8 protein-coding genes and 1 pseudogene are annotated in these 12280 nt (G+C 64.9%); 8 read left to right on the top strand and 1 reads right to left on the bottom strand.

The window, feature by feature from the left end:
* Positions 1-74: 74 nt before the first annotated feature.
* From ATE64_RS03030 to ATE64_RS03065, 7 genes and pseudogenes are all read left to right on the top strand, one after another.
* Positions 75-737: a cation transporter gene (locus tag ATE64_RS03030; RefSeq protein ID WP_041383325.1), complete on the top strand. Its 663-nt coding sequence runs from the start codon at positions 75-77 to the stop codon at positions 735-737.
* Positions 738-799: 62 nt separating this feature from the next.
* The gene (locus ATE64_RS03035; protein ID WP_011542717.1) at positions 800-1171 is read left to right on the top strand and encodes a DUF3703 domain-containing protein; all 372 of its coding nucleotides are present in this window, start codon (positions 800-802) and stop codon (positions 1169-1171) included.
* A gap of 20 nt (positions 1172-1191) precedes the next feature.
* Complete coding sequence (locus ATE64_RS03040) at positions 1192-1500, top strand: hypothetical protein (RefSeq protein ID WP_041383326.1); 309 nt, start codon at positions 1192-1194, stop codon at positions 1498-1500.
* A 59-nt stretch (positions 1501-1559) separates the two neighbouring features.
* Positions 1560-2831 carry a TolC family protein gene (locus ATE64_RS03045; RefSeq protein ID WP_011542719.1) on the top strand — a complete coding sequence of 424 codons (1272 nt, stop codon included), beginning with the start codon at positions 1560-1562 and terminating at the stop codon, positions 2829-2831.
* Positions 2832-2835: 4 nt separating this feature from the next.
* Entirely contained in the window at positions 2836-3984 is a 1149-nt protein-coding gene (locus tag ATE64_RS03050; RefSeq protein WP_058456029.1) for an efflux RND transporter periplasmic adaptor subunit, read from the top strand.
* 3 nt (positions 3985-3987) lie between these two features.
* Positions 3988-7215, top strand: a complete 3228-nt coding sequence (locus ATE64_RS03055) for a CusA/CzcA family heavy metal efflux RND transporter (protein WP_011542721.1) — start codon at positions 3988-3990, stop codon at positions 7213-7215.
* A 635-nt stretch (positions 7216-7850) separates the two neighbouring features.
* Positions 7851-9196 (top strand): annotated as a pseudogene (locus tag ATE64_RS03065) (IS3 family transposase).
* A 130-nt stretch (positions 9197-9326) separates the two neighbouring features.
* On the opposite strand, the gene ATE64_RS21935 reads toward ATE64_RS03065, so the two are convergent.
* Positions 9327-9659, bottom strand: a complete 333-nt coding sequence (locus tag ATE64_RS21935; RefSeq protein WP_167541737.1) for a hypothetical protein — start codon at positions 9657-9659, stop codon at positions 9327-9329.
* On the opposite strand from ATE64_RS21935, the gene ATE64_RS03070 reads away from it, so the two are divergent.
* On the top strand, positions 9558-11879 hold the full coding sequence (locus tag ATE64_RS03070) for a heavy metal translocating P-type ATPase (RefSeq protein ID WP_058456027.1): 2322 nt from the start codon (positions 9558-9560) through the stop codon (positions 11877-11879). The genes ATE64_RS21935 and ATE64_RS03070 overlap by 102 nt on opposite strands.
* Positions 11880-12280 lie beyond the last annotated feature (401 nt).

The following is a 12280-nucleotide window of genomic DNA, read 5'->3' on the forward strand; positions in this document are numbered from 1 at the left end:
TGTATAGGCGGTCCTCGTCCGAAGTTGAAGGCGGCAAAGCGAAGAGCGCGCCACCACCATGGAGTGAAGACGCGATGGCGGAGGGATCCGAGAACGGCGACGGCTGCGGCTGCACGGGAGACCCGGTGCGCGCGGAAAAGGACCCGGCCTATCGCCGTGCTCTTTGGATCGTGGTTATCCTAAATCTCGGCTTCGGCGCTATCGAGATCGTCGGCGGATTCATCGCCAACAGCCAGGCGCTGAAGGCCGACTCGCTCGACTTCATCGGCGACGGCACCATCACGCTGGCCGGCCTCGTCGCGATCGGCTGGACGGCGCTCGCCCGCACCCGCATCGCTCTTGCCCAAGGCCTGTTCCTGCTGACGCTCGGGCTCGGCGTCATCGGCGTCGCGCTGTGGCGCGCCCTGACAGCGGTTCCGCCCGAAGCCGAGCTCATGGGCGGCATCGGCTTCGTTGCACTGCTCGTCAATCTCACCTCGGCGGCGGTCCTCTCGCGGTTTCGCGAAGGCGACGCCAATGTCCGCGCTGTTTGGCTGTTCAGCCGCAATGACGCGGTCGCCAATGTCGCGGTAATCATCGCTGCGGGTCTCGTCGCATGGACCGGCCAGGCCTGGCCCGACCTTGCAGTGGCCGCCATCATTGCAGCGCTCTTCCTGCATTCGGCCTATGAAATTCTTCGCAGCGCGCGGACCGAGCTGCGCCAACTGTCGGAACAAGGGATTCGTGGTCAGGCTTGACCCTGTAGTTGCTACAGGGTGCATAAGGCCGGCGAATCGACGCAAAGGGAAATGTCGCGAGCATGCTGGATCGACGTCAAGCTGCCGGCCTGATCGCCGCCGAGATGACGCATTACCGGGCCGCGCGGCGGGCCGGCGATTATCCCGCGGCCTGGCGCGCGCTCGAGCGCGCGCACATCGTTGCGCAGCCCTTCTTCGGCATTCACCTGTCGTCGCATGGCCACATGCTCGGTTTCGCGATGGCGCTCGGCGACTGGCGCGAAGCGGCGGGGCAGATTTTCCGGCTGGCCCTCGTCCCTCTGGGATCGCTGACGGGCCGGATCCCGGCAGGCAATAGTGGGCGGGCGCGGGTCAGCGCGTTCCAACCCATGGCGATTCCATCCGATCTGGCCGCCGCGATGTCACGCCGCGACAAACAGATGACGGGTCGATAGGGGGCTTTATGGCTGGTGCGATGATGCGACTGCTGGTGATTGTGGGCGTGCTGCTTTGCACCCTGCAATTCTGTGAGCCCGCGTCCGCGCATATTGCCGATCAAGGCACCGCCTATTCGCTGGACAGGGACGGCGGCAAGCAAGTGCCGGGCGAACCGGCAAAGAAATTCGCCCATAGCGGCCATCATCATTGCCCCATGGCGCCGGACCAGCATCAGACGGTCAGCGAAGCCCCGCTGGCCCCGGCGCGTGGGCCACTATTTGCCGCGCCGGTCGTGCAGCGACCATCGCGCGTCCTGCCGCCCCTTCTCGACCCGCCCCTCGCCTGACGTCTTGACGCGCTCGCGCATTCGCGCGGCGATCTATCGGCTCAATCGAGGATGGAATTATGTACAGGATCGTTGTTGCCCTCGTGGCAGCCACATCGTGCGTTGCGATAGCGCAGGCACAGGAGGTCGGCACCGAAAGCCGGCAGATATCAGGACCGCTCCTGACGCTCGACGAGGCGGTTGCGCTCGCGGGCGGCAGCGCGCCCGCGGCGGAAGCCGCAGCGGCGGACGTTGATGCCGCAAGCGCAGCCCGCCGAGTCGCGGGGCTGCGCCCCAACCCAGCGCTTTCGGTCGAAGTCGAGAATTTCGTCGGCACCGGGCCCTATAATGGCGTCAATGGCGCCGATATCACGGCAAGCGTCGCGATCCCGCTCGAACTCGGCGGCAAGCGGCAGGCCCGGATCGCGGTTGCCGATGCGGCGGCGCACCGCGCGCAAATCGCGCAGGCGATTGCGCAGGCCGATATCCGGTTCCAGGTCACCGAACTCTATATCCAGGCCTCGGCCGCCGAAGTGCGTGTCGCGATTGCCGAGGACCAATATCGTATCGCCGGCGACACGGCGCGCGCCGCGACCATAAGAGTGCAAGCGGGGCGCGCCTCGCCGCTCGAACAAGAACGCGCCGAAGTCGCGCGCCTGACCGCCGAAACCGAGGCCGAGAAAGCGCGCCGCCTCGCCGATGCCGCGCGCGCCAGTCTCGCGCGCCGCATTGGCCGCCCGGTCACCGGCCCGCTCGATGTCGCGGTACTCGGCGGCCCCGGAAGCGGCACCATGGGTCCGCCCCGCCCTGTATCGGCGGCTGGCACGCTCGCGCTGGCGGCGGCCGATGCCGACCTCGCCACCGCGGATGCCGGCGTCGAACTGGCGCGTTCGCAGCGCGTGCCCGATCTTACCGTCGGGCCGGGCGTTCGCCGGCTCGAAGCCACCAACGATGTCGCTGCGGTGTTCAGCGTCTCGGTGCCGCTGCCGCTGTTCAACAACGGACGCGCCGCGGTCGACCAGGCGAATGCCGAACGGCGGCGTGCCGACGCGCAGCGCCGCGTCACCGCGCTCGATATCGAGCAGAAGATCAGCGACGCCGAAGTCGAGGCTGCCAATGCGGCCGCGGCGGCGCGCGTCGCGAGCGGCCCCGCTCTGTCCTCGGCCATGGAAGCCGCGCGCATTGCGCGCATCGGCTACCGCGAGGGCAAGTTCGGACAGCTCGAACTGCTCGATGCCGAACGGACGCTGACCGAGATGCGCTCCGCGTCGATCGAAGCCCTCGCCTCCTATCAACTCGCCAAGGCCCGGTTGGAACGCCTGACGGCTCCCGCGCCGCTCGAAGGAAATTGACCCGATGACTATCACTATCAACCGAAAGCTGCTGCTCGCCGCGACGCTGCCGCTGTTCCTCGCCGCCTGCGGTGGCGGCGAGACCGCCAAACCCGCCGACGAGCATGGCGAGGAAGAGGCCGGCCATGCCGACGAGGGCAAGATCACCCTCACCAACGAGCAGATCAAGATCGCGGGGATCGCGCTCGGCAGCCCGACCATCGGCAGCGCCGGCGCGCTGCAATTGCCCGCAACGATCGAAGGCGATCCGCAAGGAACGCAGGCCGTGTCGGCCGCGATCGGCGGGCGGATCGTCGCGCTCAACCGCAATCTCGGACAGAGCGTCGGCCGTGGGCAGACGCTTGCGATTGTCGAGAGCCGCGAGGCCGCGCAGCTCCAGGGCGAGGTGCAGGCCACGCGTGCCCGATTAGCGCTTGCCAACTCCAATCTCGCACGCGAGGAGCGGCTGTTCGCACAGCGCGTGTCGCCCGAGCAGGATGTGATTGCGGCACGCACGGCCGCGACCGAAGCCAGGATCGCCTATCAACTCGCGCAGCAGCAGGTATCCGCCGCAGGGGGCGGCGGCGGCCAGCTCAACCGGATTGCCATTACCGCGCCGATTTCGGGCCAGGTAATCGCGCGCAGCGTGGTGCTCGGTCAGACGGTTCCCGCCGATGCAGAACTCTATCGCATCGCCAACCTCTCGAGCGTTTCGCTCTCGCTGAACCTCCAGCCCGCCGACGCCGGTCGTATCCGGCCCGGCGCCGTCGTCTCGGTGAGCGCGCCTGGACGCCAGGCGACCGGCAAGATCAGCTTCGTCTCGCCCGCGCTCGATCCGGCCACGAAGCTCGTGCCCGCAATCGCGATCCTCGACAATCGCGCCGGCCAATGGCGCGTCGGCGAAGCCGTGACCGCCTCGGTCGCGCTGGCTGCGAGCGGCGGCGTCGGCTCGATCAGCGTTCCCGCGACCGCGATCCAGACCGTCGAGGGCAAGAGCGTCGTGTTCGTGCGTATCAAGGACGGGTTCGAGGCTGTCCCCGTGGTGCTCGGCGACCGCGCGGGAGCCAATGTCATCGTCCGCTCCGGGCTCAAGGGCACCGAGCAGATCGCCATCACCAACAGCTTTTCGCTCAAGGCCGAGATCGGCAAGGGCGAAGCAGGCGATGAGGACTAAGCCATGATCGCTCGTATCGTTACCTGGGCGGTCGAAAAGCGCTGGCTTGTCGTCCTGCTCACCGCCATCGCCGCCATAATCGGGGCGACAGCATTGTCGCGCCTGCCGATCGACGCGGTTCCCGACATCACCAACAACCAGATCCAGATCAACGTCCGCGCCCCCGCGCTCTCGCCCGAACTCGTCGAGAAGCAGGTCGCCTTCCCGATCGAGACCGCGCTCGCGGGGATCCCCGGCCTCGATCACACAAGGTCGCTGAGCCGCAACGGCTTCGCGCAGGTCACCGCGGTCTTCGACGATTCGACCGACATTTATTTCGCGCGCCAGCAGGTCGGCGAACGCCTCAACGAGGCAACCGAGAATATACCCGACGGGGTTCGCCCGGAGATGGGGCCGATCGCGACGGGTCTCGGCGACGTCTATATGTGGACGGTCCGCCTCGCGCACCGCAAAGACGATGCGCACAAGGCCGGCGAGCCCGGCCTCCAGCCTGACGGCAGCTATGTGACCCCCGAAGGCGAACGGCTCGTCACCGAGGCCGACAAGTCGACCTATCTTCGCACGACGCAGGACTGGATCGTCACGCCGCTCGTCCGGACGGTTCCCGGCGTCGCGGGCGTCGATGCGATCGGCGGCTATTCGAAGCAGTATCTGGTCGTTCCCGACGTGCAGCGCCTCGCCGCGCTCGACCTCAGCCTCACCGAGCTCGCCGAAGCCCTCGAACGCAACAATAGTGCGGTCGGCGGCGGCGTCGTCGAGCGCAATGGCGAAGGGCTCGCCGTTCGTTCGGACGCGTTGGTCCGCGACACCGCCGAGCTGGCACGCACCGTCGTCGCAACGCGCGCGGGCGTTCCGATCACGCTCGACCAGGTGGCGACGGTCCGCACCGGACAGGCGGTTCGCATGGGTTCAGCCTCTGAAAATGGCACCGAAGTCGTCGTCGGCACCGCGGTCATGCGCATCGGCGAGAACAGCCGGACGGTCGCGACCGCGGTCGCAGACCGGCTGAAGGAGGTAAACGCCTCGCTGCCGCCCGATGTCGTTATCGAGCCGGCGCTCGATCGTACCAAGCTCGTCAATTCGACGATCTGGACGGTCGGCAAGAACCTGACCGAGGGTGCGCTGCTCGTCATTGTCGTGCTTTTCCTGCTGCTCGGCAATTTCCGCGCAGCGCTGATCGCGGCGCTCGTCATCCCGATCACGATGCTGCTCACCAGCTTCGGCATGCTGCGCGCCGGCGTCTCGGCGAACCTGATGAGCCTCGGCGCACTCGACTTCGGCCTCATCGTCGATGGCGCCGTCATCATCGTCGAGAATGCGCTGCGGCGCATGGCCGACCTCCAGCATCGCCACGGCCGCATCCTGACCGTCCAGGAACGTCTCGCGACCGTTGCATCGGCCGCGCGCGAGATGGTGCGACCGTCTGTCTACGGGCAGGCGATCATCATCCTCGTCTATGTGCCCTTGCTCACCTTGAGCGGGGTCGAGGGCAAGACCTTCATCCCGATGGCGCTGACCGTGATCATCGCGCTCGCTTTCGCCTTCATCCTCTCGCTCACATTCGTCCCCGCCGCGATCGCGATCTGGCTTTCGAAGCGGGTCGAAGAAAAAGAGGGCCGCATCATGGCGTGGCTGAAGCAACGCTACGAGCCGGGTCTCGACCGCGCGATTAGCAAGCCCAAGATCACCCTCGGCGCGGGCATCGGGGGGTTCGTCATCGCGATCCTCGCCTTCTTCTCACTCGGCCAGGTCTTCCTGCCGCAGCTCGACGAGGGAGATCTCCTGATCCAGGCGTTTCGCGTGCCCTCGACGTCCGTCGAACAGAGCCAGGCCATGCAAGTGCCGATCGAGCGGATGCTCGCAAGGCAGCCCGAGGTCGCGATCGTCTTCTCGAAGACCGGCACGGCGGACCTCGCGTCCGATCCGATGCCGCCCAACGCGACCGACAATTTCGTGATCCTCAAGCCTCGCAAAGAATGGCCCGACCCAAGCCTCCCCAAGGCCGAACTCGTCGAGCGGCTGGAGAAGGAACTGAACAAGATCCCGGGCAATGCCTATGAGATCACTCAGCCGATCCAGATGCGCTTCAACGAGCTGATTGCGGGCGTGCGCGGTGACATTGCGATCAAGGTCTATGGCGACGACTTCGACGCGATGAACGCGACCGCGCAGCAAGTCGCCGCAATCTTGCGGAAGACCGAAGGCGCGAGCGACGTGCGCGTCGAAGAAACCGAAGGTCTCTCGATGCTCGACATTCGGGCGAACCGCGACGCGATGGCGCGGCTCGGCGTCAGCGCGCGTGACGTGCAGGATGTCGTCACCGCAACGATCGGCGGCCGCGAGGCCGGCACGATCTTCGAAGGCGACCGGCGCTTCCCGATCGTCATCCGGCTGTCCGACGCGCAGCGCGCTGACCTGTCGGTGCTCGAACAGGTACAGGTCCCGGTGGCGGGCGGCGCCTTCGTGCCGCTTGCGAGCGTCGCCGATATCCGTATCGTCGAGGGACCGAACCAGATCAGCCGCGAAAACGGGAAGAGGCGCGTCGTCGTCCAGGCCAACGTCCGCGGCCGCGCGATCTCCGACGTCGTGGCCGACGCCAAGGCCGGCATCGCTAAGGATGTTCGCCTCCCCGCCGGCAGCTACCTTGAATGGGGCGGCCAGTTCGAGAATCTCGCCTCCGCACGCGACCGGCTTCAGCTCGTCGTCCCGGCCTGCTTCATCCTGATCCTGCTGCTGCTCTATGGCGCGCTTCGATCGTCGCGCGATGCGGCGATCGTGTTCACCGGGGTTCCGCTGGCACTGATCGGCGGCGTGCTAGCACTGTTCCTGCGCGGGATGGACTTCTCCATCTCGGCAGCAGTCGGGTTCATCGCGCTCTCGGGTATCGCGGTGCTCAACGGCCTCGTGATGGTGTCGTCGATCCAGGAACTGATGCGCTCGGGCATGGCGCGGGCCGAAGCCGCAAGGCAAGGCGCGCTCATGCGCCTTCGCCCCGTCGTGATGACCGCGCTCGTCGCCAGCCTCGGGTTCGTGCCGATGGCGCTCGCGACCGGCGCGGGCGCCGAAGTGCAGAAGCCGCTCGCGACGGTGGTGATTGGGGGACTGATCTCGGCGACCCTGCTCACGCTCTTCGTACTTCCGACCCTCTATGCCCGCTATGGCAGCCGGGAAGCCGACCTGCGGGAAGATCATTTGCAGTACGACGACAGCCTATCTGCGAGCACCCCCTAATGATCAGCACGACAAGACGCGCGGCACGCAAGGCTGCGGTTCTGTTGAACCGGCGGGCGACCATGCTGCTCGCTGGCGCCCGGGCGCCGATTCTCGACGACTTCGTGAACAGGTTGCCACATTGCCCGGCGATTCACATCGTAAGGGATCAGAATTCTAAAAATCTGGATCCAGGTCCAGCCCGGAACGGATGAGGTGCTCGTCACCGGAAGCGCCCAACGAGCCGGGACGAGCAGAGTCGTAAACCGCGGGCATCTTCACGCTTCCGCCGACATCGTCGGTGGAAGCGAGTCGATCATCGCAGACGCGCGCTAGACCTGTCCGATTTCCCCGTGCGTTAGATATTCCGCCCGGTTCGGCGTATCTATACCGATTTGAACATCTATCTGCTCCGCAACCGCTTGGCTGGAGTGGGTGGAAATCGCTGCCGGAGAACATGACAACGTCCTCTTCCGCCTCGGCCGGGCAGCCGTTTCCGAAGGGGTCACGCCGTTGGCGTTCCACTCCAGCAATTTTGACGCAACCCAGCCGATCGGAGGGACCGACTCATTCTACTGCGCGCTTGGGCCCCGATCCGGTAGTTGCAGCACGCTAAGCGCCAATCCTTTCCTAGACACACCCGTCGGCTCGCCGTCATCATATTACGTCCTTATTACGCGAGACGAAATGCGGCTCGACGTAACGCGGCATATTACGCCGCCTTTTGGCGTAAGTGACTGGAATTACTAGGAAAACTGGAGCGGGCGAAGGGATTCGAACCCTCGATCGCCGAGCTATGCCGCAAGGAAGGCATTGCCCAGAGCCTGTATTACACCTGGTCGAAGGAGTTCATGGAAGCTGGCAAGCGCCGCCTGGCCGGCGACACCGCCCGTGCCGCGACCACCGGAGAGGTCCAGGACCTGCGCCGCGAAGCCCGGGCCCTGAAGGAATGCGTGGCCGATCTGACACTGGAAAACCGTCTGCTCAAAAAAAGCATGGTCGCGGATGGGGGCAACGACGAATGAGATATCCCGCATCCGAGAAGCTCGAGATCATCAGAACCGTCGAGCAGTCGCACCTGTCGGCCAAGCGCACGCTGGACCAACTCGGCATCCCTCGTCGGACATTCTACCGCTGGTATGATCGCTACCTCGAAGGCGGGCCGGAGGCGTTGGAAGATCGGCCATCGGCGCCGAGCCGGGTGTGGAACCGCATCCCGGCGGGCATCCACGACCAGATCATCGAGCTGGCGCTGGAACAGTCTGAGCTGAGCCCCCGGGAACTGGCCGTGCGCTTCACCGAAGGGCAGCGCTACTTCGTGTCGGAATCCACGGTTTACCGCCTGTTGAAGGCCCACGACCTGATCACCAGCCCGGCCTATGTCGTGATCAAGGCTGCCGATCAGTTCCACACGAAAACCACGCGGCCGAACGAGATGTGGCAGACCGACTTCACCTACTTCAAGATCATCGGGTGGGGCTGGATGTATCTGTCGACCGTGCTCGACGACTTCTCACGCTACATCATCGCCTGGAAGCTGTGCACCAACATGCGAGCCGAGGACGTCACCGACACGCTGGACCTCGCCCTGGCGGCTTCTGGTTGCGACAGCGCCACGGTGCTGCACAAACCCCGGATACTCAGCGATAATGGCCCCAGCTACATCGCGGGTGAGCTGGCGGAATACATCGAGGCCCGGAAGATGAGCCATGTCCGCGGCGCCCCGTGTCATCCCCAAACCCAGGGCAAGATCGAGCGCTGGCACCAGACCCTGAAAAACCGCATCTTGCTGGAAAACTACTTCCTGCCCGGCGACCTCGAAGCCCACATCGAGACCTTCGTCGAGCACTACAATCACCAGCGATACCACGAGAGCCTGGCCAACGTGACGCCTGCCGACGCCTACTTCGGCAGGGCTCCGGCAATCATCAAACTGCGCGAAAGGATCAAGCGACAGACCATCGAACATCGGCGCTTGCAGCACCGCAAGTTCGCCGCCTAACATCAACCCCCTGACGAGGTCCGCACTCCGCTAATCTACGCCGCGAGTTGTGCCGAATGTTCTGACGACGGACACCTATTTAACCGACGGCCTTCCCTGAGTGGAGCGAGAGCCACATAGACCGTCGCGATCATTTGGCACGGAGCGCCGCCGCGATCGATGCGCGAACAGAAGGAAGCCGCGCCCACGGTAAGCCGGTGACGGTTAAGGTGGCGCAACACAAGAGGAGTGAGTCCGACAAGGCTGAGGGGAATGTGATTTTTGCGTATATCAGAGAATGACGATCCGAATGAAGGCGAGTTGCAATCATGCCGCCTGGTGAAAGGCGGTTGAGCTGGAAATCTGACAGGAGCTTCTGACAATGGATCATCAGCATCATGGCCATTTGGCGGAAGGCGCGGTTACCGATCCCGTCTGCGGGATGGCAGTCGATCCGGAGACGAGTATTCACCAGCTCACGCATGCCGGCGTCCATCATTATTTCTGCAGTGCGGGATGTCTGGGCAAGTTCAGAGCGGACCCGGCTCGCTATCACGGCGGCGCGGAGAACTCGGCACCGCCCCCTCCGAAGGGCGCGATCTGGACGTGTCCGATGCATCCCGAGATCCAGCGGCCGGGACCAGGAGCTTGCCCGATCTGCGGAATGGCATTGGAGCCTATCGTTCCCGAAGCCACCGACGGCCCGAGCGAAGAATATCGGGACATGCGCCGACGCTTCTGGATCGGCCTGGTGCTTGCGCTTCCGGTCCTTGCCCTCGAGATGGGCGGGCACATGACCGGACTTCATATGCTGATCTCCCGCCAGGCTAGTAATTGGGTCCAGATGCTGCTTGCGACGCCCGTCGTCCTCTGGGCGGGCTGGCCGTTCTTCGAGCGCGGCTGGCAGTCGCTGCGTACGCGTAACCTCAACATGTTCACGCTGATCGCAATGGGGACAGGCGTTGCCTGGCTTTACAGCATGGTCGCAGCACTCTTGCCCGATATCTTTCCAGATGCTTTCCGCGCCGCGGACGGTTCGGTGGCGGTCTATTTCGAGGCAGCCGCCGTAATCACGGTGTTGGTGCTGCTCGGCCAGCTACTCGAACTGCGCGCCCGCGAGACAACCAGTGGCGCGATCCGGGCGCTTCTCGATCTTTCACCGAAGCTCGCCCGCCGCGTCGCCGCGGACGGCAGCGACGAGGAAATAGACCTTTCCGAGGTTGTGGTAGGCGACGTCCTGCGAGTCCGCCCTGGCGAGAAGGTCCCGGTAGACGGTATCGTCATGGAAGGGCGGAGCACGGTCGATGAATCCATGGTTACCGGGGAATCCATGCCCATCACGAAGGACATCGGGGCCGCGCTGATCGGTGGAACGATCAATCAGACCGGCGGACTTGTGATGCGAAGCGAGAAGGTCGGCCGCGATACGATGCTTGCGCGTATTGTGCAGATGGTGGCCGACGCCCAGCGCAGCCGTGCCCCAATTCAGCGGCTCGCCGATGCGGTATCGGCCTGGTTCGTGCCGACTGTCATTCTGGTCGCACTGGTTGCCTTCGTCGCCTGGTCGCTATTCGGCCCGGCGCCATCGATGGGATATGGACTTGTGGCCGCTGTCGCGGTCCTCATTATCGCCTGCCCCTGCGCGCTCGGTCTCGCGACGCCGATGTCGATCATGGTCGGCGTTGGCCGCGGTGCCGAGGCTGGAGTGCTGATCAAGAACGCCGAGGCCCTGGAGCGCATGGAGAAGGTCGACACTCTGGTCGTCGACAAGACCGGAACGCTGACGGCCGGAAAGCCTTCGGTCGTCGCCATCGAAGTTGCGGAGGGTTTTGCTGAGGAAGAGATTCTGCGCATTGCGGCAAGCCTTGAACGTACAAGCGAACACCCGCTGGCACAGGCGATCGTCCAGGCCGCCGAGCAGCGCGGGATCAAGCTCCTCGAACCGACCGCAGTCGACCAGCCGGTTGGCAAGGGCATAGTCGGCATGGTCGACGGGCAAACCGTGCAGGCGGGCAACGCGAGTTTCCTGGCCGAATATGATATCGGCCCCGGCGACCTCGCGGGTCCGGCCGACCGGCTGCGCGGGGACGGGGCTACCGCCATTTTCCTGGCAATCGGCGGGCGCGCAGCGGGCGTCATCGCCATCGCCGATCCGGTAAAGGAGACAACTCCGGCAGCGCTCAGGGCGCTCAGGGAGGCCGGCATCAAGGTAATCATGCTGACGGGCGACAACCGCACGACCGCGCAGGCGATAGCGCGGCGCCTCGATATTGCCGATGTCGAGGCCGACGTCCTGCCGGACCAGAAGAGTGCCGTGGTAACGCGCCTTCGCGAGGAAGGGAGAATTGTCGCAACGGCCGGCGACGGCGTCAACGACGCGCCCGCGCTCGCTGCTGCCGATGTCGGGATCGCGATGGGATCGGGCACCGATGTCGCGATCGAGAGCGCCGGAGTGACGCTGCTCCATGGCGACCTGATGGGTATCGTCCGGGCGCGGCATCTCAGCCATGCCACGATGCGGAATATTCGCCAGAATCTCTTCTTCGCCTTCGCATATAATGTCGCCGGGATTCCGATCGCGGCTGGCGCGCTCTATCCGGTTTTCGGCTTGCTGCTGTCGCCGATTATCGCCGCCACCGCGATGGCGCTCTCTTCGGTCAGCGTGATCGGCAATTCGTTGCGACTGCGCCTGGTGAAAATCTGATCCGTGCGGCGCTTCGCACATTGCGTATACGGGCGAGGAACAGCGAACAGCATCTCTCGGGCAAGCTCGGTTTGATGAGCGAAACCAAAGTCCCTCTCGGGAATATGCGCGAGGCTCACGAACGCGGGGCGGATCTTCGGGTGTGTCGAGGGGCGGTTGCTGAGAGGGAAACAAGCGAGCCCAACGACAACTTATGACCCGCTTCGCACCCTCGGCGGGCCATTCCCCAACCGGCTGCCTCGGTCGCGACCCGCCGGAGAATCTCGGGCATCCGGACCCGGACTGGTCGGTCAGGATCATGAAACGGCCTGACCTCGGACGAGGATCCAGTCGCATGATCCGTGCGAATACCGGGCCGCTCCAGAGTGGATTCGTAACTTACGTATATTGAAGGGACGGTC

The organism is Sphingopyxis sp. H073, from assembly GCF_001468395.1.
Lineage (GTDB): Bacteria > Pseudomonadota > Alphaproteobacteria > Sphingomonadales > Sphingomonadaceae > Sphingopyxis.

Excerpts from the sequence above, each read along its gene's own strand:
- ATE64_RS03030 (WP_041383325.1), top strand. The coding sequence starts at position 75 with ATGGCGGAGGGATCCGAGAACGGCGACGGCTGCGGCTGCACGGGAGAC.
- ATE64_RS03035 (WP_011542717.1), top strand. The coding sequence starts at position 800 with ATGCTGGATCGACGTCAAGCTGCCGGCCTGATCGCCGCCGAGATGACG.
- ATE64_RS03040 (WP_041383326.1), top strand. The coding sequence starts at position 1,192 with ATGATGCGACTGCTGGTGATTGTGGGCGTGCTGCTTTGCACCCTGCAA.
- ATE64_RS03045 (WP_011542719.1), top strand. The coding sequence starts at position 1,560 with ATGTACAGGATCGTTGTTGCCCTCGTGGCAGCCACATCGTGCGTTGCG.
- ATE64_RS03050 (WP_058456029.1), top strand. The coding sequence starts at position 2,836 with ATGACTATCACTATCAACCGAAAGCTGCTGCTCGCCGCGACGCTGCCG.
- ATE64_RS03055 (WP_011542721.1), top strand. The coding sequence starts at position 3,988 with ATGATCGCTCGTATCGTTACCTGGGCGGTCGAAAAGCGCTGGCTTGTC.
- ATE64_RS03070 (WP_058456027.1), top strand. The coding sequence starts at position 9,558 with ATGGATCATCAGCATCATGGCCATTTGGCGGAAGGCGCGGTTACCGAT.
- ATE64_RS21935 (WP_167541737.1), bottom strand. The coding sequence starts at position 9,659 with ATGCGTGAGCTGGTGAATACTCGTCTCCGGATCGACTGCCATCCCGCA.